The 21,242-nt window shown below is 43.3% G+C and carries 12 protein-coding genes, 2 tRNA genes and 3 rRNA genes; 15 read left to right on the plus strand and 2 right to left on the minus strand.

What is annotated here, in order from left to right:
- From dnaA to rrf, 12 genes are all read left to right on the plus strand, one after another.
- Positions 1-1,341: a chromosomal replication initiator protein DnaA gene (gene dnaA / locus MHI35_RS00005; RefSeq protein ID WP_144486186.1), complete on the plus strand. Its 1,341-nt coding sequence runs from the start codon at positions 1-3 to the stop codon at positions 1,339-1,341.
- Positions 1,342-1,537: 196 nt separating this feature from the next.
- On the plus strand, positions 1,538-2,674 hold the full coding sequence (gene dnaN / locus MHI35_RS00010) for a DNA polymerase III subunit beta (RefSeq protein ID WP_041815072.1): 1,137 nt from the start codon (positions 1,538-1,540) through the stop codon (positions 2,672-2,674).
- Between the two features lie 150 nt (positions 2,675-2,824).
- Positions 2,825-3,040, plus strand: a complete 216-nt coding sequence (yaaA, locus tag MHI35_RS00015) for a S4 domain-containing protein YaaA (protein ID WP_041815077.1) — start codon at positions 2,825-2,827, stop codon at positions 3,038-3,040.
- A gap of 16 nt (positions 3,041-3,056) precedes the next feature.
- Positions 3,057-4,169: a DNA replication/repair protein RecF gene (gene recF / locus MHI35_RS00020; protein WP_211062815.1), complete on the plus strand. Its 1,113-nt coding sequence runs from the start codon at positions 3,057-3,059 to the stop codon at positions 4,167-4,169.
- A 17-nt stretch (positions 4,170-4,186) separates the two neighbouring features.
- On the plus strand, positions 4,187-4,432 hold the full coding sequence (remB, locus tag MHI35_RS00025; protein ID WP_041815080.1) for an extracellular matrix regulator RemB: 246 nt from the start codon (positions 4,187-4,189) through the stop codon (positions 4,430-4,432).
- Between the two features lie 57 nt (positions 4,433-4,489).
- Complete coding sequence (gene gyrB, locus MHI35_RS00030; RefSeq protein ID WP_335349447.1) at positions 4,490-6,406, plus strand: DNA topoisomerase (ATP-hydrolyzing) subunit B; 1,917 nt, start codon at positions 4,490-4,492, stop codon at positions 6,404-6,406.
- A gap of 232 nt (positions 6,407-6,638) precedes the next feature.
- Positions 6,639-9,140, plus strand: a complete 2,502-nt coding sequence (gyrA, locus tag MHI35_RS00035; RefSeq protein ID WP_211062816.1) for a DNA gyrase subunit A — start codon at positions 6,639-6,641, stop codon at positions 9,138-9,140.
- A gap of 365 nt (positions 9,141-9,505) precedes the next feature.
- A 16S ribosomal RNA gene (locus MHI35_RS00040) occupies positions 9,506-11,054 on the plus strand.
- A gap of 95 nt (positions 11,055-11,149) precedes the next feature.
- Positions 11,150-11,226, plus strand: a tRNA-Ile gene (locus MHI35_RS00045).
- A 14-nt stretch (positions 11,227-11,240) separates the two neighbouring features.
- Positions 11,241-11,316: transfer RNA gene (locus tag MHI35_RS00050), tRNA-Ala, on the plus strand.
- Positions 11,317-11,414: 98 nt separating this feature from the next.
- Positions 11,415-14,345: ribosomal RNA gene (locus MHI35_RS00055) — 23S ribosomal RNA — on the plus strand.
- 61 nt (positions 14,346-14,406) lie between these two features.
- Positions 14,407-14,522: ribosomal RNA gene (rrf, locus tag MHI35_RS00060) — 5S ribosomal RNA — on the plus strand.
- Together the 16S, 23S and 5S rRNA genes with 2 tRNA genes alongside form the textbook arrangement of a ribosomal RNA operon.
- Positions 14,523-14,533: 11 nt before the next feature.
- Here the strand turns inward: rrf and MHI35_RS00065 are convergent.
- Positions 14,534-15,502, minus strand: a complete 969-nt coding sequence (locus MHI35_RS00065) for a YaaC family protein (RefSeq protein ID WP_211064409.1) — start codon at positions 15,500-15,502, stop codon at positions 14,534-14,536.
- A gap of 121 nt (positions 15,503-15,623) precedes the next feature.
- Between MHI35_RS00065 and guaB the strand changes: the two genes are divergently transcribed.
- Positions 15,624-17,090, plus strand: a complete 1,467-nt coding sequence (gene guaB / locus MHI35_RS00070) for an IMP dehydrogenase (RefSeq protein WP_012009055.1) — start codon at positions 15,624-15,626, stop codon at positions 17,088-17,090.
- Between the two features lie 160 nt (positions 17,091-17,250).
- Complete coding sequence (locus MHI35_RS00075) at positions 17,251-18,576, plus strand: D-alanyl-D-alanine carboxypeptidase family protein (protein WP_211064410.1); 1,326 nt, start codon at positions 17,251-17,253, stop codon at positions 18,574-18,576.
- Positions 18,577-18,617: 41 nt separating this feature from the next.
- Here MHI35_RS00075 and pdxR read toward each other — a convergent pair whose 3' ends face one another.
- Positions 18,618-20,096: a MocR-like pyridoxine biosynthesis transcription factor PdxR gene (pdxR, locus tag MHI35_RS00080; RefSeq protein WP_211064411.1), complete on the minus strand. Its 1,479-nt coding sequence runs from the start codon at positions 20,094-20,096 to the stop codon at positions 18,618-18,620.
- Positions 20,097-20,341: 245 nt separating this feature from the next.
- Here pdxR and pdxS point away from each other — a divergent pair, with 245 nt between their 5' ends.
- Entirely contained in the window at positions 20,342-21,226 is an 885-nt protein-coding gene (gene pdxS, locus MHI35_RS00085) for a pyridoxal 5'-phosphate synthase lyase subunit PdxS (RefSeq protein ID WP_034666107.1), read from the plus strand.
- Positions 21,227-21,242 lie beyond the last annotated feature (16 nt).

Genomic DNA, 21,242 nt, shown 5'->3' on the forward strand with positions numbered 1-21,242 from the left:
ATGGAAAATATTTTGGATCTGTGGAATAAAGCACTTCAAAAAATAGAGACAAAGCTGAGCAAACCCAGTTTTGAGACATGGATGAAATCGACAAAAGCCCATTCTCTTCAAGGTGATACGCTCACAATTACGGCACCTAATGAATTTGCTAGAGATTGGTTGGAATCAAGATATCTTCACTTAATTGCTGATACCATCTACGAACTGACAGGTGAAGAGCTCAGCATTAAATTTATTATTCCTCAAAATCAGGATGAAGTGGAAGCTATGCCAAAGTCTCCAATTAAGAAAATGTCTAAAGAAGATCCCGTCGATATTCCACAAAATATGCTGAATCCAAAATATACATTTGATACTTTTGTTATTGGTTCAGGCAACCGATTTGCGCATGCTGCTTCACTTGCAGTTGCGGAAGCACCAGCAAAAGCATATAATCCGCTCTTTATTTATGGGGGCGTGGGTTTAGGAAAGACTCACTTAATGCATGCGATTGGTCATTATGTCATCGACCATAATCCATCAGCCAAAGTGGTCTATCTATCATCTGAAAAATTTACAAATGAATTTATCAACTCAATCCGAGACAACAAAGCTGTCGATTTCCGTAATCGCTATCGGAATGTCGATGTGCTTTTGATAGATGATATTCAATTTTTAGCAGGAAAAGAACAAACACAAGAAGAGTTTTTCCATACATTCAACACACTTCACGAAGAAAGTAAGCAAATCGTCATTTCTAGTGACCGGCCGCCGAAAGAAATTCCGACACTTGAAGACAGATTACGCTCTCGATTCGAATGGGGCCTAATCACAGACATTACCCCGCCAGATTTAGAAACGCGTATTGCGATTTTACGAAAAAAGGCAAAAGCAGAGGGATTAGACATTCCGAATGAAGTTATGCTCTATATTGCCAATCAAATCGACAGCAATATTCGTGAACTGGAGGGTGCTTTGATTCGTGTCGTGGCTTACTCTTCTTTAATTAATAAAGACATCAATGCGGATCTAGCAGCTGAGGCGTTAAAGGACATCATTCCTTCGTCGAAGCCAAGGGTCATTACAATTAAAGATATTCAAAGAATTGTAGGGCAGCAATTTAATATTCGATTAGAGGATTTCAAAGCGAAGAAACGTACGAAGTCAGTTGCTTATCCAAGACAAATTGCCATGTATCTCTCTAGGGAAATGACCGATTCCTCTCTGCCTAAAATAGGGGAAGAATTTGGAGGTCGTGATCATACGACTGTCATTCATGCTCATGAGAAGATTTCGAAATTAATCGTTGAAGATGAACAGCTTCAGCAGCATGTGAAAGAAATAAAAGAACAATTAAAATAACCTAGCTGATATAATAAGTACGGGAAAATGTGAATAACTAGAGCATAGTCATACACAGTCTGTCCACATGTGGATAGGCTGTCTTTCCTTTCTTTTCACTGACTTATCCACATATTCACAAGCCCTACTATTACTTCTACGATTTTTATTAATAAAATATATATACATGTCATTAAGAAAATTTAGGAGGACCACTATGAAATTCACGATTCAAAAAGATCGTCTTGTCGAAAGTGTCCAAGATGTATTAAAGGCCGTATCCTCTAGAACAACGATACCTATTTTGACAGGGATAAAAATTGTTGCATCTGATGAGGGGGTTTCTCTCACAGGAAGCGACTCTGATATCTCAATTGAATCCTTTATTCCTCAAAGAGACGGAGATTTAGAAGTAATCACGATTGATCGTCCAGGGAGTATTGTGCTTCAGGCTCGCTTCTTTAGTGAAATTGTGAAGAAATTGCCTATGGCTACAGTCGAAATTGAAGTAGAACAAAATCACCTCACCATCATCCGTTCTGGTTCAGCGGAATTTAACTTAAATGGTTTAGATGCTGAAGAATATCCGCATCTTCCGCAAATTGAAGAGCATCATGCATTTCAAATTCCGACAGATCTGCTAAAAAACTTAATTCGTCAAACTGTTTTTGCAGTGTCCACCTCAGAAACACGACCTATCTTGACAGGTGTAAACTGGAAGGTGGAAAAAGGTGAATTAATATGCACAGCGACGGATAGCCACCGTCTTGCTTTAAGAAAAGCGAAGTTGGATATTGACGAGGAAAGCTCATACAATGTCGTCATTCCAGGGAAAAGTTTAACAGAGCTAAGTAGAATCCTTGATGATGGACAAGATCTAGTGAGCATCGTGATTACAGAAACACAAGTTCTCTTTAAAGCGCAAAACGTGTTGTTCTTCTCAAGATTGCTGGATGGTAATTATCCAGATACAGCTCGCCTGATCCCGCAGGAAAGTAAAACGGATGTCGTGGTCAACACAAAGGAATTCCTTCAAGCCATTGATCGTGCATCACTTTTGGCAAGAGAAGGACGCAATAATGTCGTAAAGTTGTCAGCTGATCCTGAACAAAGCCTTGAGATTTCTTCTAATTCACCTGAAATCGGTAAAGTAGTCGAAACGGTTCAAGCAGATGACATTAAAGGAGAGGACCTCAAAATCTCCTTTAGTCCAAAATATATGCTAGATGCGTTAAAAGTATTAGAGGGAACAGAAATTCATGTAAGCTTTACTGGTGCCATGAGACCGTTTCTCTTGCGTACGCCAAATGATGATTCAATCTTGCAGTTGATTCTTCCAGTCAGAACATATTAATTCAATCTAAAATAGCTGCTGTGTGAGTGCACAGCAGCTTTTCTTCTCGTTTACCATGCTTTCTTTCATCCCAGTTCGCTTTCCCCCTTTCCTTCTTGTCTTGTTTTTTAGTACAATTAGATATTAGTGATATTGAAAGAGGTCGATACAATGCCTAATCCTATAACCATTGAGAAAGAAATGATTACATTAGGGCAATTTTTGAAATTAGCCGAAGTCATCCAATCTGGCGGTATGGCGAAATGGTTTTTAAGTGAACATGAGGTGTTCATTAATCAAGAGCCAGATAATAGACGGGGACGCAAACTATACCCAGGAGATGTTGTCGAGATAGAAGGTTATGGCACATTTCAAGTTGTGAATTAGAAACGGGTGACAATACATGTACATTCAAAGTCTGGCGTTAACTTCATACCGAAACTATGAACACACCGAGCTTCAATTCGACAACAAGGTGAATGTCATGATCGGTGAGAATGCCCAAGGTAAAACGAACTTGATGGAAGCGATCTATGTATTGTCGATGGCAAAGTCGCATCGTACGTCAAATGATAAAGAACTTATCCGATGGGACCAAGACTATGCTAAAATAGAAGGTAGAGTCATCAAAAAAAATGGTCCACTCCCAATGCAGCTCGTGATCTCAAAAAAAGGGAAAAAGGGCAAGGTCAATCACATTGAACAACAGAAGCTCAGTCATTATGTTGGTGCGCTAAACACCATCATGTTTGCACCAGAGGACTTAAGTCTTGTAAAGGGCAGCCCGCAAATCCGCAGAAGATTCCTCGATATGGAGATTGGACAAGTTTCTGCTGTCTACTTGCATGATTTATCGCTCTATCAAAAAATTCTCTCTCAGCGGAATCACTACTTGAAACAATTGCAGACTAGAAAGCAAACGGATCAAGCGATGCTGGAGGTTTTAACAGAGCAGTTGATTGATGCGGCAGCGAAGGTTGTCAAAAGACGACTGACTTTTACGAAACAGCTCGAAAAATGGGCACAGCCGTTGCATTTGGGTATTTCTAGAGAGCTGGAAACACTCACGCTCCAATACCACACGGCGATAGAGGTATCAGAAGCGTCAGACTTGTCGAAAATAAAGAATAGCTATGAAGAATCGTTTCAGAAACTAAGAGACAGAGAAATAGACCGAGGAGTGACGCTGTGGGGGCCTCACAGAGATGACCTTCTTTTCTTTGTGAATGGTCGGGATGTTCAGACATATGGCTCTCAAGGGCAGCAAAGAACAACAGCTCTTTCACTAAAGCTGGCAGAAATCGACTTGATACACGAAGAAATCGGAGAATATCCCATTCTTCTACTCGATGATGTTTTATCTGAACTTGATGATTACAGACAGTCTCATTTGCTCCATACCATTCAGGGACGTGTACAGACCTTCGTCACCACAACAAGTGTTGAAGGTATCGATCACGCCACCTTGAAAGAAGCGGAAATTTTCAGAGTAGCCAGTGGAAAAGTAATTGACTGATAAATGAGGTGTGGGTCTTGTATATTCATTTAGGTGATGATTGTGTTGTTTCTACACGAGAGATTGTCGCAATTGTTGATTACAAAATGAGGTCGTCTTCTGTTGTAGAAGAGTTTCTTCAAAAACAAGAAGGACAAATCATTTCGTTATCACAAGGGACACCCAAATCCATCGTCGTCACAACTAAATCTGTTTATTACTCTCCTCTTTCCTCAAGCACGCTCAAAAAACGTGCTTCATTTGTGATTGAAATTGAAGTCTAAAAGCTCAATTCATATAAATATATCGTTTAAGAAAAGTGTAGGTGAATGTACGTGGCAATGGAACAGCAACATAATAGTTATGATGAGAATCAGATACAGGTGCTTGAAGGACTAGAAGCTGTTAGAAAACGTCCAGGAATGTACATTGGGTCAACCAGTGCAAAAGGACTTCACCATCTTGTATGGGAAATTGTCGACAACAGTATTGATGAGGCTTTAGCTGGATATTGCACAGATATTACGGTGCAAATTGAAAAGGATAATAGCATTACAGTGAAAGATAATGGTCGCGGAATTCCTGTTGGGATTCATGAGAAAATGGGACGTCCTGCTGTAGAGGTTATTATGACTGTTCTTCACGCTGGCGGTAAATTTGACGGCAGCGGTTATAAAGTATCTGGCGGTCTGCATGGCGTAGGGGCATCTGTTGTTAATGCGTTATCTACGACCTTAGACGTGACCGTTTATCGTGATGGGAAAATTCATTATCAACAATTCAAACGCGGTGTTCCAGTTGGAGATTTAGAGATCATTGGTGAAACAGATGTTACAGGGACAACCACTCATTTTGTGCCAGATCAAGAAATTTTTACTGAAACCATTGAATTTGATTACGACACACTTGCTAACCGTGTACGTGAGTTAGCTTTCTTAACAAAAGGTGTTAACATCATTATTGAAGACTTACGCGAAGGTAAAGAACGACGAAATGAATACTGCTACGAAGGCGGTATTAAGAGCTATGTAGAACATTTAAATCGCTCAAAAGAAGTTGTTCATGAAGAACCTGTTTACATCGAAGGTGAAAAAGACGGAATTACGGTTGAAGTGGCATTACAATATAACGATTCCTATACAAGCAACATCTATTCCTTCGCCAACAATATCAACACGTATGAAGGTGGAACACACGAAGCAGGCTTTAAAACAGGTCTGACGCGTGTGATCAATGATTATGCTCGTAAAAATGGCGTATTCAAAGATGGAGACTCGAATTTGAGCGGTGAAGATGTGCGAGAAGGCTTAACAGCCATCATCTCTATCAAACATCCAGATCCTCAATTCGAAGGACAAACGAAGACAAAGCTTGGGAACTCAGAAGCAAGAACCATTACTGACTCCCTTTTCTCTGAAGCACTTGAGAAATTTCTCTTAGAGAACCCTGATTCAGCAAAGAAAATTGTGGAGAAAGGCGTGATGGCAGCTCGTGCAAGAATGGCTGCCAAAAAGGCACGTGAGCTGACAAGACGTAAAAGTGCACTAGAAGTCTCCAGTTTACCGGGGAAACTAGCGGACTGTTCTTCTAAAGACCCATCCATCTCTGAACTTTATATCGTAGAGGGAGATTCAGCGGGCGGATCTGCTAAGCAAGGTCGTGATCGTCACTTCCAAGCCATTTTACCGTTAAGAGGGAAGATCCTAAACGTTGAAAAAGCGCGACTAGATAAAATTCTATCGAACAACGAGGTTCGTTCAATGATTACAGCATTAGGAACTGGAATCGGAGAAGACTTCAATTTAGAGAAGGCTCGTTATCACAAAGTTGTGATTATGACCGATGCCGATGTGGATGGAGCGCACATTCGAACGCTTCTTCTAACATTCTTCTATCGCTACATGCGTGAAATCATTGAAAACGGTTATGTGTATATTGCACAGCCACCTTTATATAAAGTGCAACAAGGAAAACGTGTTGAGTACGTGTATAACGATAAACAGCTAGACGAGCTGTTGAAATCACTTTCTCAAACACCAAAACCTGGACTTCAGCGTTATAAAGGTCTTGGAGAAATGAATGCTGCTCAGCTTTGGGAAACAACAATGGATCCTGATGCGAGAACACTTCTTCAAGTGACACTTGAGGATGCAATCGATGCTGATGAGACATTTGAAATGCTCATGGGAGATAAAGTAGAGCCGAGAAGAAACTTTATCGAAGAAAATGCGCAATACGTGAAAAACCTCGATATTTAGATAGCTCCCTACTGAGAACAACCTTATTTCTTGTTTGGAATAAGGTTGTTTTTCAAGAAATAGGAGCGTGTAACCAATGTCCTGTTTTTCCGTGTTTTCGTTGATTTTCTAGTAAATAAATGTGTATAAAGACGAGATTATTGATATAATGGAGAATAGTCTTGTGAAGATAAATACATATTTTACTCCCACATAATTTATTTCATGTGATACGTAAAGGGAGGTTCTTATAGTGAGTGAACAACATACACCAAATGTACGCGAAGTGAATATTAGTCATGAAATGCGTACGTCTTTTTTAGATTATGCAATGAGTGTGATTGTGTCGCGTGCATTACCAGATGTGCGTGACGGATTAAAGCCTGTGCATCGAAGAATTTTGTATGCGATGAATGACCTAGGTATGACAAGTGATAAACCATTTAAGAAATCTGCACGTATCGTCGGTGAAGTTATCGGTAAATATCACCCTCATGGTGACAGTGCTGTATACGAAGCAATGGTTCGTATGGCGCAAGACTTCAACTATCGTTATATGTTAGTAGATGGTCATGGAAACTTTGGTTCAGTCGATGGAGACGGAGCAGCAGCAATGCGTTATACCGAGGCACGTCTATCGAAGATTTCTATGGAAATCCTCCGTGATATCACTAAGGATACCATCGATTATCAGGATAACTATGATGGCAGTGAAAGAGAGCCAATGGTGATGCCTGCAAGATTCCCTAACTTGTTGGTCAACGGAGCGACAGGAATTGCTGTAGGAATGGCGACCAATATTCCGCCGCACCAACTAGGTGAAGTGATTGATGGGGTATTGGCTATCAGTCAAAATCCAGAAATGACTACACAGGAGCTTATGGACATCATCCCAGGCCCAGATTTCCCAACAGCAGGTCAAATCATTGGCCGAAGTGGTATTCGGAAGGCGTATGAAACAGGACGCGGCTCTATTACTTTAAGAGCAAAATCGAATATTGAGGAAACATCTAGCGGTAAACAGCGCATTGTTATCAATGAGATTCCTTACCAAGTCAACAAAGCCCGTTTAATTGAAAAAATTGCTGATCTTGTGCGTGATAAAAAGATTGATGGCATTACAGATTTGCGTGATGAATCAGATCGTAATGGTATGCGTATTGTCATTGAACTGCGTAGAGACGCAAACGTCCATGTTCTATTAAACAATCTTTATAAACAAACGACACTTCAAACGTCATTTGGTATCAACTTATTAGCACTTGTTGATGGACAGCCGAAAGTCTTGTCCCTCAAACAATGTCTTGAGTATTATCTAGAGCATCAAAAGGTGATCATTCGCAGAAGAACAGCGTATGAGCTGCGTAAAGCAGAAGCAAGAGCACACATTTTAGAAGGTCTGAGAATTGCACTTGATCACTTAGATGAAGTCATTGCTTTAATTAGAGGCTCTCAAACTGCGGAAATTGCGAGAAATGGTTTGATGGAAAACTATAGCTTGTCTGAAAAACAGGCACAGGCCATTCTTGATATGCGACTTCAGCGTTTGACTGGTCTAGAACGAGAAAAGATAGAAGATGAATATAAAGGACTTGTTGAATTGATTGCTGAATTAAAAGCCATTTTAGCAGACAATGAGAAAGTACTTGAAATCATTAGAGAAGAATTAACAGAAATTAAAGAACGCTTCAATGATACGCGCCGTACTGAAATTGTGACAGCGGGTATTGAAACAATTGAAGACGAAGATTTGATTCCTGTTGAAAACATCGTGATTACGCTCACGCATAATGGTTATATCAAGCGTCTCCCAGCTTCTACATACCGCAGTCAAAAAAGAGGCGGTAAAGGTGTCCAAGGAATGGGAACCAACGAAGATGATTTCGTTGAACAGTTGATTTCAACATCGACCCACGATACGATTCTTTTCTTCTCTAATAAAGGGAAGGTTTATCGTGCGAAAGGGTATGAGATTCCTGAATTCGGACGGACAGCGAAAGGGATTCCGATCATTAACCTTCTTGAAGTAGAAAAGGGAGAATGGATTAACGCCATTATTCCTGTAAGCGAATTTGATGAAAATTCGTATCTCTTCTTTACAACAAGACACGGTGTATCAAAACGGACGACATTGTCTCAGTTCGCTAATATTCGAAACAACGGTCTTATTGCACTTAGCCTTCGTGACGAGGATGAACTGATGGCTGTTCGTTTAACTAATGGAGAAAAACAAATCATCATTGGAACGAAAAAGGGAATGCTGATCCGTTTTGACGAGACAGATGTTCGTGAAATGGGACGTACGGCAGCTGGAGTGAAAGGGATCACACTTTCCGAAGATGACATTGTTGTAGGTATGGAAATCCTTGAGCCAGATGCAAACGTATTGATTGTAACTGAAAAAGGATACGGCAAACTAACCCCTGAAAAAGAATACCGTGTTCAAAGTCGTGGCGGTAAAGGTCTTAAAACGTGCAAAATCACTGACAATAACGGCCCACTTGTCGCTGTGAAAGCAACGAATGCTGAAGCCGAAGAAGACCTGATGATTATTACAGGAAGCGGTGTAATCATTCGGATGGCCGTTTCTGACATTTCGACAACAGGTCGAGTCACTCAAGGTGTTCGCCTAATCCGTCTCGGTGATGAGGAACATGTCGCAACAGTGGCATTAGTTGAACAATCACCAGAAGACGATGAAGAAAATGAAGAGAACGTAGAAAATATAGAGACAGATCAAGAGCAATCTGAGTAAAAGTAAAGCCGGTTCTTCACCGGCTTTATTTTTTTTGAAAAAACATCACTTTTTTTGAAATTTATAATGCTTTTTTCATAGATATGTGTTAATCTTTCAAAGGAGCAAAAAGAGGCTCTATTTTTTATCTCATTCCCCAGTAAAAACTTCTTACAAAAACAAAATGTTTTTCAAGAAAAATGTTGACTGTTGATAGAGATATATGATATATTTAAGTGGTCGCTTTAAGAGAGTGACACACAAGTTCTTTGAAAACTAAACAAGACAAAACGTACCTGTTAATTCGAGTTTTTATAAAAAATCCTATGATGTTTCATAGGTAGTCAGTCAAACGCTGACGAAAAACAAAACTTCGGTTTTGTACTTTTTCGGAGAGTTTGATCCTGGCTCAGGACGAACGCTGGCGGCGTGCCTAATACATGCAAGTCGAGCGAACAGAAGGGAGCTTGCTCCCGGATGTTAGCGGCGGACGGGTGAGTAACACGTGGGTAACCTGCCTGTAAGACTGGGATAACTCCGGGAAACCGGAGCTAATACCGGATAGTTCCTTGAACCGCATGGTTCAAGGATGAAAGACGGTTTCGGCTGTCACTTACAGATGGACCCGCGGCGCATTAGCTAGTTGGTGGGGTAATGGCTCACCAAGGCGACGATGCGTAGCCGACCTGAGAGGGTGATCGGCCACACTGGGACTGAGACACGGCCCAGACTCCTACGGGAGGCAGCAGTAGGGAATCTTCCGCAATGGACGAAAGTCTGACGGAGCAACGCCGCGTGAGTGATGAAGGTTTTCGGATCGTAAAGCTCTGTTGTTAGGGAAGAACAAGTGCGAGAGTAACTGCTCGCACCTTGACGGTACCTAACCAGAAAGCCACGGCTAACTACGTGCCAGCAGCCGCGGTAATACGTAGGTGGCAAGCGTTGTCCGGAATTATTGGGCGTAAAGGGCTCGCAGGCGGTTTCTTAAGTCTGATGTGAAAGCCCCCGGCTCAACCGGGGAGGGTCATTGGAAACTGGGAAACTTGAGTGCAGAAGAGGAGAGTGGAATTCCACGTGTAGCGGTGAAATGCGTAGAGATGTGGAGGAACACCAGTGGCGAAGGCGACTCTCTGGTCTGTAACTGACGCTGAGGAGCGAAAGCGTGGGGAGCGAACAGGATTAGATACCCTGGTAGTCCACGCCGTAAACGATGAGTGCTAAGTGTTAGGGGGTTTCCGCCCCTTAGTGCTGCAGCTAACGCATTAAGCACTCCGCCTGGGGAGTACGGTCGCAAGACTGAAACTCAAAGGAATTGACGGGGGCCCGCACAAGCGGTGGAGCATGTGGTTTAATTCGAAGCAACGCGAAGAACCTTACCAGGTCTTGACATCCTCTGACAACCCTAGAGATAGGGCTTTCCCTTCGGGGACAGAGTGACAGGTGGTGCATGGTTGTCGTCAGCTCGTGTCGTGAGATGTTGGGTTAAGTCCCGCAACGAGCGCAACCCTTGATCTTAGTTGCCAGCATTTAGTTGGGCACTCTAAGGTGACTGCCGGTGACAAACCGGAGGAAGGTGGGGATGACGTCAAATCATCATGCCCCTTATGACCTGGGCTACACACGTGCTACAATGGACAGAACAAAGGGCTGCGAGACCGCAAGGTTTAGCCAATCCCATAAATCTGTTCTCAGTTCGGATCGCAGTCTGCAACTCGACTGCGTGAAGCTGGAATCGCTAGTAATCGCGGATCAGCATGCCGCGGTGAATACGTTCCCGGGCCTTGTACACACCGCCCGTCACACCACGAGAGTTTGTAACACCCGAAGTCGGTGAGGTAACCTTTATGGAGCCAGCCGCCGAAGGTGGGACAGATGATTGGGGTGAAGTCGTAACAAGGTAGCCGTATCGGAAGGTGCGGCTGGATCACCTCCTTTCTAAGGATATATGGAGCAGCGTGCGTTTTCGTCTTGTTTAGTTTTGAAGGAACTTGCAAAAGATCCTACAACATCATATCTTCGATATGAAAGATGGGCCTGTAGCTCAGCTGGTTAGAGCGCACGCCTGATAAGCGTGAGGTCGGTGGTTCGAGTCCACTCAGGCCCACCATCTTCTATTAAATCGGGGCCTTAGCTCAGCTGGGAGAGCGCCTGCCTTGCACGCAGGAGGTCAGCGGTTCGATCCCGCTAGGCTCCACCAACGTGTTCTTTGAAAACTAGATAACAATAAGTAATACATTCACATTGAATGCAATGCAAAGTTCATCACACATAGTGATTCTTTCTAAAGTAAGAAATGGTTAAGTTAGAAAGGGCGCACGGTGGATGCCTTGGCACTAGGAGCCGATGAAGGACGGGACGAACACCGATATGCTTCGGGGAGCTGTAAGCAAGCTTTGATCCGGAGATTTCCGAATGGGGAAACCCACTGCTCGTAATGGAGTAGTATCCATACTTGAATACATAGAGTATGAGAAGGCATACCCGGGGAACTGAAACATCTAAGTACCCGGAGGAAGAGAAAGCAAATGCGATTCCCTGAGTAGCGGCGAGCGAAACGGGAACAGCCCAAACCAAGAGGCTTGCCTCTTGGGGTTGTAGGACACTCTATACGGAGTTACAAAGGAACGATATAAGCGAAGAGGTCTGGAAAGGCCCGCCAAAGAAGGTAACAGCCCTGTAACTGAAATGTTGTTCTCTCCAGAGTGGATCCTGAGTACGGCGGAACACGTGAAATTCCGTCGGAATCCGGGAGGACCATCTCCCAAGGCTAAATACTCCCTAGTGACCGATAGTGAACCAGTACCGTGAGGGAAAGGTGAAAAGCACCCCGGAAGGGGAGTGAAATAGATCCTGAAACCGTGTGCCTACAAGTAGTCAGAGCCCGTTAAAGGGTGATGGCGTGCCTTTTGTAGAATGAACCGGCGAGTTACGATCCCGTGCAAGGTTAAGCAGAAGATGCGGAGCCGCAGCGAAAGCGAGTCTGAATAGGGCGCATGAGTACGTGGTCGTAGACCCGAAACCAGGTGATCTACCCATGTCCAGGGTGAAGTTCAGGTAACACTGAATGGAGGCCCGAACCCACGCACGTTGAAAAGTGCGGGGATGAGGTGTGGGTAGGGGTGAAATGCCAATCGAACCTGGAGATAGCTGGTTCTCTCCGAAATAGCTTTAGGGCTAGCCTCAAGGTAAGAGTCTCGGAGGTAGAGCACTGATTGGACTAGGGGCCCCTACCGGGTTACCGAATTCAGTCAAACTCCGAATGCCGATGACTTATCCTTGGGAGTCAGACTGCGAGTGATAAGATCCGTAGTCGAAAGGGAAACAGCCCAGACCGCCAGCTAAGGTCCCAAAGTATACGTTAAGTGGAAAAGGATGTGGAGTTGCTTAGACAACCAGGATGTTGGCTTAGAAGCAGCCACCATTTAAAGAGTGCGTAATAGCTCACTGGTCGAGTGACTCTGCGCCGAAAATGTACCGGGGCTAAACGTATCACCGAAGCTGCGGACTGTTCTAACGAACAGTGGTAGGAGAGCGTTCTAAGTGCTGTGAAGTCAGACCGGAAGGACTGGTGGAGCGCTTAGAAGTGAGAATGCCGGTATGAGTAGCGAAAGACGGGTGAGAATCCCGTCCACCGAATGCCTAAGGTTTCCTGAGGAAGGCTCGTCCGCTCAGGGTTAGTCGGGACCTAAGCCGAGGCCGAAAGGCGTAGGCGATGGACAACAGGTTGATATTCCTGTACCACCTCCTCACCATTTGAGCAATGGGGGGACGCAGGAGGATAGGGTAAGCGCGGTATTGGATATCCGCGTCCAAGCAGTTAGGCTGGGAAATAGGCAAATCCGTTTCCCGTGAAGGCTGAGCTGTGATGGCGAGCGAAATTTAGTAGCGAAGTTCCTGATTCCACACTGCCAAGAAAAGCCTCTAGCGAGGTGAGAGGTGCCCGTACCGCAAACCGACACAGGTAGGCGAGGAGAGAATCCTAAGGTGATCGAGAGAACTCTCGTTAAGGAACTCGGCAAAATGACCCCGTAACTTCGGGAGAAGGGGTGCTTCTTAGGGTGTTAAAGCCCCGAGAAGCCGCAGTGAATAGGCCCAGGCGACTGTTTAGCAAAAACACAGGTCTCTGCGAAGCCGTAAGGCGAAGTATAGGGGCTGACGCCTGCCCGGTGCTGGAAGGTTAAGAGGAGCGCTTAGCGTAAGCGAAGGTGCGAATTGAAGCCCCAGTAAACGGCGGCCGTAACTATAACGGTCCTAAGGTAGCGAAATTCCTTGTCGGGTAAGTTCCGACCCGCACGAAAGGCGCAACGATCTGGGCACTGTCTCAACGAGAGACTCGGTGAAATTATAGTACCTGTGAAGATGCAGGTTACCCGCGACAGGACGGAAAGACCCCGTGGAGCTTTACTGCAGCCTGATATTGAATGTTGGTACAGCTTGTACAGGATAGGTAGGAGCCTTGGAAACCGGAGCGCTAGCTTCGGTGGAGGCATCGGTGGGATACTACCCTGGCTGTATTGACCTTCTAACCCGCTGCCCTTATCGGGCAGGGAGACAGTGTCAGGTGGGCAGTTTGACTGGGGCGGTCGCCTCCTAAAATGTAACGGAGGCGCCCAAAGGTTCCCTCAGAATGGTTGGAAATCATTCGCAGAGTGTAAAGGCACAAGGGAGCTTGACTGCGAGACCTACAAGTCGAGCAGGGACGAAAGTCGGGCTTAGTGATCCGGTGGTTCCGCATGGAAGGGCCATCGCTCAACGGATAAAAGCTACCCCGGGGATAACAGGCTTATCTCCCCCAAGAGTCCACATCGACGGGGAGGTTTGGCACCTCGATGTCGGCTCATCGCATCCTGGGGCTGTAGTCGGTCCCAAGGGTTGGGCTGTTCGCCCATTAAAGCGGTACGCGAGCTGGGTTCAGAACGTCGTGAGACAGTTCGGTCCCTATCCGTCGCGGGCGCAGGAAATTTGAGAGGAGCTGTCCTTAGTACGAGAGGACCGGGATGGACGCACCGCTGGTGTACCAGTTGTTCTGCCAAGGGCATCGCTGGGTAGCTATGTGCGGACGGGATAAGTGCTGAAAGCATCTAAGCATGAAGCCCCCCTCAAGATGAGATTTCCCATTCCGCAAGGAAGTAAGATCCCTGAAAGATGATCAGGTTGATAGGTCTGAGGTGGAAGCGTGGTGACACGTGGAGCTGACAGATACTAATAGATCGAGGACTTAACCTATATTCTATTGTGAAGTTTGAACATTGTTATCTAGTTTTGAGAGAACATTCTCTCCATCAGGTTTGGTGGCGATAGCGAAGAGGTCACACCCGTTCCCATACCGAACACGGAAGTTAAGCTCTTCAGCGCCGATGGTAGTTGGGGGTCTCCCCCTGTGAGAGTAGGACGCCGCCAAGCTTCTATAAGGATCAGTTCCATTTGGAACTGGTCTTTTTTGTTTTTTCTTCTAATAGCATCATGATATAAGCTGGGAACTTCTCTTCGGCAATCTCCATGTAACGCTCAATCATGACGTAATCATCACTAATGTATTGAGACAGTAGCTCGTACCACCATTCCGTTTCATAGCGGGCAATCATACTAAGGTTATACATCAATAAGTAATGGCTGATGATCTCAGGAATCCCCAAAAATGAATCACGTGTTGACGGAATATACCATTGATTCATTTCTAAATCATAATGAAGATGAGTAGCGAACGCTGGATTTTCTTCTAGAGATACATCGAACGCCAGTTTTTTCGCTTCTCTCTGTTTGAGTTTCCAGCTTGTGTGGAACTCAAAATATTCAATAAAACGTTCAGCAGACATGTTATAAAGCAATGGAATATGATCTTGAATCATCATTCCATTGGCCTTTTCTACTTTAACTAATGTCGAAGGCTGCTTTTGAAACTCCAGAATATGACTCATTTCAGGTATCTTTGACAGGAGATGATTCATCGTAAATCGCTCATCTTCAAATCCGTTTAAATGAAATAGATGCTTTAACACATGCATGCATAGTCCATTTCGCTGAATTTTCACTTCATCTTCACTAAAACGGTAGTGCTGCTTCTTTCTCTTTCTCGATGTTACACCGTGTGCCAAAACAGAAGTTTGAGAAGGATAGTAAGGATCAACTGTCAGTAAACATGCTTTTAGCAACTGAGCCATTCCATAAAACAGTAAAATGGGCTTTAGTTCGAGTGGAGCGATAGCTGCTTGTTCATAGAACGTATGGCCATGCTTTAAAAAGTAAATAAACCGTTCACAGTTTTTATAGGCTTGCTGGTTTGCATCTTGAATGCTCCGTTTCTCATATTGTTGATATAGAAACTTTTGGGAAGTTTCGAGTGAGTAAAAACGTTTTAAATCCTTCCATCCTGAACTTTTCATCTTCTTCCTCAACTCTCTTTATATTTTCTAAAAATTGCAACTGTTTGTTGCTTCCTTGACATGCTGTTTGCTAGTTGATAATCTACATATAATATTTTGCCGAAAAGAGGGGGATTTACTAATGTGGGAAAGTAAATTTTCAAAAGAAGGTTTGACGTTTGACGATGTTTTGCTTGTTCCAGCTAAGTCTGAAGTACTTCCGCGTGATGTCGATTTATCAGTTGAGTTAACAAGCACATTAAAACTAAACATTCCAGTGATCAGTGCAGGAATGGACACGGTGACAGAGTCACAAATGGCGATTGCAATGGCACGTCAAGGTGGTCTCGGTATCATTCATAAGAACATGTCTATCGAGCAACAAGCAGAGCAAGTGGATAAAGTAAAACGTTCAGAGCGCGGCGTTATTACAAATCCATTCTTCTTAACACCTGAGCATCAAGTATTTGATGCAGAGCACCTAATGGGTAAATACCGTATTTCAGGTGTACCGATTGTAAATAACATAGAAGATCAAAAGCTTGTTGGTATTATTACGAACCGTGACCTTCGTTTTATTTCGGATTATTCAATGAAGATCAGCGATGTGATGACAAAAGAGGAACTCGTGACAGCTTCGGTAGGTACAACGTTAGAAGAAGCTGAAAAAATTCTACAGCAATATAAAATTGAAAAATTACCTCTTTTAGATGACGAAGGAACGTTAAAAGGTCTCATCACCATCAAAGATATTGAAAAAGTGATCGAATTCCCTAACTCCTCTAAAGATGCACATGGTCGTTTAATTGTTGGTGCTGCTGTTGGTGTCACTGGCGATACAATGACTCGTGTGAGAAAATTAGTCGAAGCCAATGTGGATGTCGTAGTCATTGATACGGCACATGGTCATTCACAAGGTGTTCTAAACACTGTATCGAAAATCCGTGAAACGTATCCTTCTCTTAATATCATTGCTGGAAATGTTGCAACAGCTGAAGCAACTAAAGCATTGTTTGAAGCAGGAGCAGATATTGTGAAAGTTGGTATCGGACCAGGATCTATTTGTACAACACGTGTTGTTGCAGGTGTTGGTGTACCACAAATCACAGCGATCTATGACTGTGCAACAGAAGCAAGAAAACATGGTAAAGCTATTATTGCAGATGGTGGAATTAAATATTCAGGTGATATCGTAAAAGCTCTAGCATCTGGTGGACATGCTGTTATGCTTGGAAGCCTTCTAGCTGGTACATCTGAAAGCCCAGGAGACACAGAAATTTTCCAAGGTAGACGATTCAAAGTTTATCGCGGTATGGGTTCAGTGGCTGCAATGGAAAAAGGAAGTAAAGATCGTTACTTCCAAGAAGATAATAAAAAATTCGTTCCAGAAGGTATTGAAGGCCGTACACCATACAAAGGACCAGTCGTTGATACAGTGTATCAACTAGTTGGCGGTATCCGTTCAGGTATGGGCTATTGTGGAACACAAGATTTACGCTCTCTTAGAGAAGAAGCACAGTTCATTCGAATGACTGGTGCAGGACTTCGTGAGAGTCATCCACATGATGTACAAATTACAAAAGAATCACCAAACTACACAATTTCTTGATAAATTGTGACAATCAAATTACATTTGACAGGGTCTATGACTCTGTCTATTTTTTTTGTCTTTATTGTGATAAAATTTATACTGTTGTGTTGAAATAAGCCCTTGTGGATTAAATATATATGAAATATGTCGAAAAAAGATGATAACGGAGGTATGACGATTGAACAGCAAGATATTGAAACAGCTTATGGTCTCTATCCTTGCACTGGCATTGATTGTGACAGCATTTACACCAATGTCCAAAGCAAAAGCAGCTGAAGATCCATTCAATGTGAATGCGAAAGCAGCGATCCTAATTGAAGCTTCTACAGGTAAGATTCTTTATAGTAAAAACGCAGAACAAAGACTGCCTATTGCAAGTATGGCAAAGATGATGACAGAGTATCTATTACTAGAGGCGATTGCTGAAGGCAAAGTGAAATGGGATCAAACGTATACGCCAGATGATTATGTATACGAAATTTCTCAGGACCGCAGTTTATCAAACGTTCCTTTGAGAAAAGATGGCTCGTATACAGTGAAAGAACTTTATCAAGCAACGGCTATTTATTCGGCAAATGCAGCAGCAATTGGCTTAGCAGAAGTGATTGCTGGATCAGAATCGAAGTTCGTTGAAAAAATGAACGCCAAAGCAAAACAACTAGGTTTAACAAACTACAAATTCGTGAATGCAACTGGTTTAGAAAATAAAGACTTACATGGCAAACAGCCAAAAGGTACAGGTCCTGATGAAGAAAGTGAAGTATCTGCGAAAGATATGGCATTGCTTGCACAGCATCTCATCAAAGACCATCCAGAAATTCTTGAAACATCAAGTATTGCGAAAACAAAGTTCAGAGAAGGCACAGACGATGAAATGGACATGCCTAACTGGAACTTCATGCTTAAAGGACTTGTGAAGGAATATGAAGGTGTAGACGGTCTAAAAACAGGTTCTACAGATTCAGCTGGTTCTAGCTTCACAGGTACGGCTAAACAAGGTGACATGCGCGTCATCGCAGTGATCTTGAATGCGAAAGGTAATCTTCATACAGCACGTTTCGACGTGGCGAAAAAACTGTTCGACTATGCGTTTAAAAACTTCACGATGAAAGAAATGTACAAAAAAGGTCAACAGATCAAAGGACATGAAAACATCGAAGTCGACAAAGGCAAAGACAAAGAAGTACCCGTCGTTACGAAAGAAGCATTCTCTGTGCCAGTCAAAAATGGCGACGAAAAGAGCTTTAAAGCAAAAGTAAATATCGAGAAAACGAAACTCGAAGCCCCTATTAAAAAAGGAACGAAGGTTGGCATGCTGACGACTTCTTACTCAGGTGATGAGAAGGACTACGGCTATTTGAATAAAGATCAATCAGGTGTTGAGCTTATAACGAAAACAGGCGATGAAAAAGCAAACTGGTTCATCCTTGCAATGCGTAGCGTAGGTGGATTCTTCGCTGGCATTTGGGGCGGAATCGTTGACACAGTAAAAGGTTGGTTCTAATAAAAAACTGCTCTCTATACATGAGAGCAGTTTTTTTATCGTTAAAAAAAAAGAGATTGTTTGTGATTTTGAGGAGTGGACAAGGCTTGCTGAAAAATACCACATAATTTTTCCACGCCCTCTGTCAGCGCCTTTTCATTCACATAAGAAAAGCTAAGGCGGATATAGTTTTGCTTCGGCTCTCCAGGGTAGCACACAGAGCCAGGCAGAAAGGTGATTTGCTGTTTGCGTGCCTCATGCAGAAGTGCACGTGTATCGACCCAGGAAGGAAAGCTAAGCCATAAATTGAGTCCACCCTGAGGAATTTGCCACGTCACATCTTTTGGTGCATGCTTCGATAATACATCTATCATTAAATCACGCCTCACCATCAAGGCGGTTCTCAGCTTTTTCGTATGATCAATCATCTTCTTTGAAGTCAGAAATGGCAAAATGGCTTTTTGTGTGAGAAGAGGGCTGCCTAAATCATTATTGGCCTTTGCAGCTAATAAACGATTAAATATCGAGCCTGAAGCAGTGATAATCCCAATTCTGCATCCTGGAGCAAGTGTTTTACTTAAACCTCGTAAATAAATGACGTGTCCATCATGATCCAGACTTTTAATAGGTGCTGGCGGCTTCTTTTCGAAATATAGCTCACGATAAGGATCATCCTCTACAATGAGACAATCAATACTTTGAGCCAGTGAGAGAAGTTGTTTTCTGCGTTTCATTGACATACTGGCGCCTGTCGGACTGTGAAAAGTAGGAATCGTGTAGATGAGCTTTGGTTTATACTTATCACAAATGCTTTGAAGCTGCTTCATGTTCATTCCTTCATGATCAACAGGGACTGTAATAATTCTTGCCCCTCTGCCCATAAAGACATCAATGGCGCCTGGATAGGTTGGTGCTTCCATGACAACTACATCATCAGGACCAATAAACGCACGTGCAACCAAATCAAGCCCTTGTTGAGAACCACTAGTTACTAGGATGTTCTCAGGAGTAGAAGGCACATCTAGCTTGTCTAAAAAAGACTGAATGACTTGTCGAAGCTGAAGATCCCCTTGAATTTCTCCATACTTTGACATGATTTGAGGATGTCTGGCTAGGACATGCTGCATTTCTTTTTCTAAATACCGGTTTGGCAAAAGCCCTGGATCGATCATAGAGGAAGAAAGGTTGATCGCTTCTTCGACATAGTGATACTGAGCAAATTGAGACCGTGGTAAATAATCCGGAATGGATAACTGCCAATCAAAAGAGGTAGATGACGGAACCGGAATTTCTGACTGCTTTTGCAGCTCATCCACAAACGTTCCTTTTCCTTGCACAGTCGTTAAATATCCGTCGTCCTTCAGCCGAGTGTATGCCTTTGCTGCCGTGACAAGACTGACATTCAACTGTTTTGCTAAATCACGTACAGTTGGCAGCTTATCTCCCTGTTGAAGCAAACCCGATTGGATATGATCAATGATTGAAAAGTAAATCTGATTTGAAAGCGATGTATCAGAATGTCGATGGATATCAATATGCATGAGAAACCTCCATTGCGTGCAAAATTGTTATACATGAATTTAAATTGTTATAGTTGCATTATAGCATGTAAATGACACTTCAAAGAAAGAATAACATATTTATAGCAGGTAATCGTTTATATACAAGGGTTTAAGCCTTTTTGTCGGCTGGTCGAATTGTTATACTATTCTCTTTGTTGTTATACTGTCTTGCTTGTATGATAAAGGGGTAAATCAATCGAATTGACAAATGGGAGGAAACTATTGTGAGTAATAAGGGAACTGAACGAGTGAAACGTGGAATGGCAGAAATGCAAAAAGGTGGCGTCATTATGGATGTCGTCAACGCTGAACAGGCAAAGATCGCAGAAGAAGCAGGTGCGGTGGCAGTTATGGCACTAGAACGAGTTCCAGCTGATATTCGTGCAGCCGGCGGTGTTGCCCGTATGGCAGACCCAAGAATCGTAGAAGAAGTACAAAATGCAGTAACGATTCCAGTCATGGCAAAAGCACGTATCGGCCATATCGTCGAGGCTCGTGTCCTTGAAGCACTTGGTGTTGATTATATCGATGAGAGTGAAGTGCTGACGCCCGCAGATGAGGAATTCCATTTAAATAAAAATGAATACACAGTACCTTTTGTCTGTGGTTGCCGTGATTTAGGTGAAGCAACCCGTCGTATCGCAGAAGGCGCTTCTATGCTTCGTACAAAAGGAGAGCCTGGAACAGGCAACATTGTAGAAGCTGTCCGTCATATGAGAAAGGTCAATGCTCAGATTCGTAAAGTAGCAGCAATGAGTGAAGATGAACTGATGACAGAAGCGAAGAACCTAGGAGCACCGTATGAATTATTGCTTCAAATCAAAAAAGACGGCAAACTCCCAGTTGTGAACTTTGCAGCGGGAGGCGTTGCGACACCAGCAGATGCTGCGTTAATGATGCAGCTTGGAGCAGACGGTGTATTTGTTGGATCTGGTATATTTAAATCAGACAATCCAGCGAAATTTGCAAAAGCAATTGTTGAAGCAACGACTCACTTCACAGATTACCGTCTCATTGCAGAGCTTTCAAAAGAGCTTGGAACAGCCATGAAAGGAATTGAAATCTCAAATCTACTGCCAGAAGAGCGTATGCAAGAGCGTGGCTGGTAATTAAGGGAGCGCAAAC

Origin of the sequence: Bacillus sp. FSL K6-3459 (assembly GCF_038003305.1) — a bacterium.
In the GTDB taxonomy this organism is placed as follows: Bacteria; Bacillota; Bacilli; order Bacillales; family Bacillaceae; genus Bacillus; species Bacillus pumilus_O.

What these genes read in the sequence shown, in the direction of transcription:
- dnaA (WP_144486186.1), top strand. Translation starts at nt 1, where the DNA reads ATGGAAAATATTTTGGATCTGTGGAATAAAGCACTTCAAAAAATAGAG.
- dnaN (WP_041815072.1), top strand. Translation starts at nt 1,538, where the DNA reads ATGAAATTCACGATTCAAAAAGATCGTCTTGTCGAAAGTGTCCAAGAT.
- yaaA (WP_041815077.1), top strand. Translation starts at nt 2,825, where the DNA reads ATGCCTAATCCTATAACCATTGAGAAAGAAATGATTACATTAGGGCAA.
- recF (WP_211062815.1), top strand. Translation starts at nt 3,057, where the DNA reads ATGTACATTCAAAGTCTGGCGTTAACTTCATACCGAAACTATGAACAC.
- gyrB (WP_335349447.1), top strand. Translation starts at nt 4,490, where the DNA reads ATGGAACAGCAACATAATAGTTATGATGAGAATCAGATACAGGTGCTT.
- MHI35_RS00065 (WP_211064409.1), bottom strand. Translation starts at nt 15,502, where the DNA reads ATGAAAAGTTCAGGATGGAAGGATTTAAAACGTTTTTACTCACTCGAA.
- guaB (WP_012009055.1), top strand. Translation starts at nt 15,624, where the DNA reads ATGTGGGAAAGTAAATTTTCAAAAGAAGGTTTGACGTTTGACGATGTT.
- pdxR (WP_211064411.1), bottom strand. Translation starts at nt 20,096, where the DNA reads ATGCATATTGATATCCATCGACATTCTGATACATCGCTTTCAAATCAG.